Annotated in this window: 4 protein-coding genes and 1 riboswitch; of the genes, 1 reads left to right on the top strand and 3 read right to left on the bottom strand. The window is 66.1% G+C overall.

Going from position 1 to position 2,227, the window contains the following annotated elements:
* Positions 1–67 precede the first annotated feature (67 nt).
* The 3 genes from G6026_RS14585 to G6026_RS14575 form a co-directional block, all read right to left on the bottom strand.
* Entirely contained in the window at positions 68–523 is a 456-nt protein-coding gene (locus G6026_RS14585; RefSeq protein ID WP_182613603.1) for a hypothetical protein, read from the bottom strand.
* An 89-nt stretch (positions 524–612) separates the two neighbouring features.
* Positions 613–750: a hypothetical protein gene (locus G6026_RS14580; RefSeq protein ID WP_182613602.1), complete on the bottom strand. Its 138-nt coding sequence runs from the start codon at positions 748–750 to the stop codon at positions 613–615.
* Positions 751–854: 104 nt separating this feature from the next.
* Complete coding sequence (locus G6026_RS14575) at positions 855–1,229, bottom strand: hypothetical protein (RefSeq protein ID WP_182613601.1); 375 nt, start codon at positions 1,227–1,229, stop codon at positions 855–857.
* Positions 1,230–1,704: 475 nt separating this feature from the next.
* Positions 1,705–1,802, top strand: a riboswitch (TPP riboswitch).
* On the opposite strand from G6026_RS14575, the gene G6026_RS14570 reads away from it, so the two are divergent.
* Positions 1,785–2,227: ATP-binding cassette domain-containing protein (locus G6026_RS14570; protein ID WP_182613606.1), on the top strand; the 443-nt coding region annotated here is incomplete at its 3' end. (Overlaps the previous riboswitch by 18 nt.)

The following is a 2,227-nucleotide window of genomic DNA, read 5'->3' as shown; positions in this document are numbered from 1 at the left end:
AGATCCCCGTGAATCACCCGGGCTAGCGGTGGCGATATTTCGTGTAGCCGAACCACTTCTGGGAAACCTAAAGCAGGCCCCAGGCCTTTTCGATCCGGGCGATTTCTTTAGCCAACACCAAGGCCCCTGAGTCGTCTATCCACACGTTGACTTCGTAGATCATGCTGGGGTCGACCTTGTCAGCAATGTCCGCGACGTTCGTCCGTACCTGCTCGTCTTCCCAGTTGAGATGTGGATAGAGGGAAAGGAACCATGCTGTTCTGGTGCCGATCGACCGGAACCTGGTAGTGACATGCCGGGCGCCCGCTTCCAGCTTCGCCTCCGCTTCATCGGTTTGGCGGTCTCGCTCCTGCATCGCCTCTGCCAGACCGCTCCTCCACGACGCGACTATGTCCCGTTTATAGGCAAGATCTAATTCGGATCTCTTAGCCTGCCACTGAAACTTAGGTGCCAGGAGACCAGTCAACGCCGGACCGGCTGCTCCGACGGCCGCACCAACTACAACAGCCCAGGCAGGATCCACGTCTGTCTCCGATCTCTCGATAGAGGCAAAACACTAACGAAGTAGCCTGCGGGCGACCGGAGATCTCAGGGTTTGGGGTGGCGAAGTCCTCACGCCAGCGTGAAGGGCTGCGGCGGCCTAATGGCGGCGGCCAGGTCCGCCAGGGTGCGGAGGTCTGCGTCGGTGGCCTCCAGGACCCCGCCGCCCTCCACCACGCGGACGATGATCCGCACGACCACCAGGGCCACCGCCGCATCGGGGTACTCCGACCTCGGGACGGGACCGATCCGGCGGCGGAGGAGACGACTGGCCGGGTGCCCCAGTCGGTAAGCGCGGAAGAGTTCCGCGTCGGTTACCAACGGGCCAAGACGGCCTCCAGGGCTTCGCGGAAGTCACCCATGGTCGGCCACCTCCACCAGGCGTCACTCACCGGGGCCAGCGGTGGCCGGTCGTCCACGACCTCGTGAGCGTGTCCGCGCTGGAGGCCGAGACGGACGTGGAACATCTCGTCGGGGTCGAAGAACTCCCGGGCGATCTTCCTGGGCAAGGAGCCGGAGTCCACCACTGTCGGGCGACCGGCCCGGAGGGCTTCACACGCCCGGGTCACCGGGTTGTGGCCCGCGGCCATCTCCGCGTACAGGTGCAGCTGCCGGACGACGGGAGAACCCAGGTAGTCATCGACCAGATCCACGGTGGTGGTCCTGGTGGGTGCGCTCAACCGTGCCATACCGCGCCGCCTTCCCGTTGGCCACGCCGCCCCACCGGGCACGGGCCGCCTTCAGGTGGGTCCAGGACTTCGTCTCCGGCTTAGCGACAACCTCCGCCCGGTCAATGAGCTGGCGTGCCCACTTCTCCCCCTGGGGCTCCTGGAGGCGGATCTCGGCCGCCAGGAGGGTGGGGCGCCTGGTTTAGAGCATGTGTCCGGCACGGCGACCGGCTCTCAGCCGGTCCCCGTGCCCACATCGTCGTCGGCACCGGGGCTCCCCCTCCGCGTGGTCACTCCCGATCGCGTTTTCCAAGGTGGGATATTCCACAATCCGTCAAATGTGACCACTCGCCGAGTTTCAGATGGGACTCGCCTGCCACCACCCACCTGTCACGGGCGATTGCACCCGACCATCGCTACCAGCAATGGAGTCGCGTCGAATCCCGATACGTGCCGATGGTACGTTCGGAATTCGAGCTGATTCGCAAAGGTCAGCATCGATGACACGGGGTGCCCCTACCGAACGGGGCTGAGATCACACCCGCTGAACCTGAACTCGTTCACACGAGCGGAGGGATGTCACATGCGCTGGTGCATTCGGTGCTGAGTCGCCCCGGAGCCACGGCCGTGGCGCTGGATGGTCTGGGGCACACCTACCCGGGCGCGCGTCGCCCTGTTCTCGCCGACCTGAGCCTGTCCGTCCCGGTGGGCGAACACGTCGCCGTCGTCGGGCGCAGCGGATGCGGCAAATCCACGCTGCTGTCGCTGATCGCCGGCCTCGCCGAACCGACGACCGGGTCCGTCGCCGTCCGCGACGAACGCCAGCCCGCCCGTCGTCTTGAGCACTGCGCCATGATGCCGCAGGGCGACAGCCTGTTGCCGTGGATGACCCTGCTCGACAACGTGGCGATCAGTCTCCGCAATCAACGGGTGCGGCGGCGCGTGGCCCGGGCCGAGGCCCAGCTCCTGCTGGACCGCCTGAGCCTGGGCGCCTGGTCGGGGGCGCGTCCCTCGGCTCT

This window comes from Dietzia sp. DQ11-38-2 (genome assembly GCF_014145055.1).
Lineage (GTDB): Bacteria > Actinomycetota > Actinomycetes > Mycobacteriales > Mycobacteriaceae > Dietzia.
The sequence above is the reverse complement of the archived record's forward strand: the minus strand, read 5'-3'. Positions and strand labels throughout refer to the sequence as shown.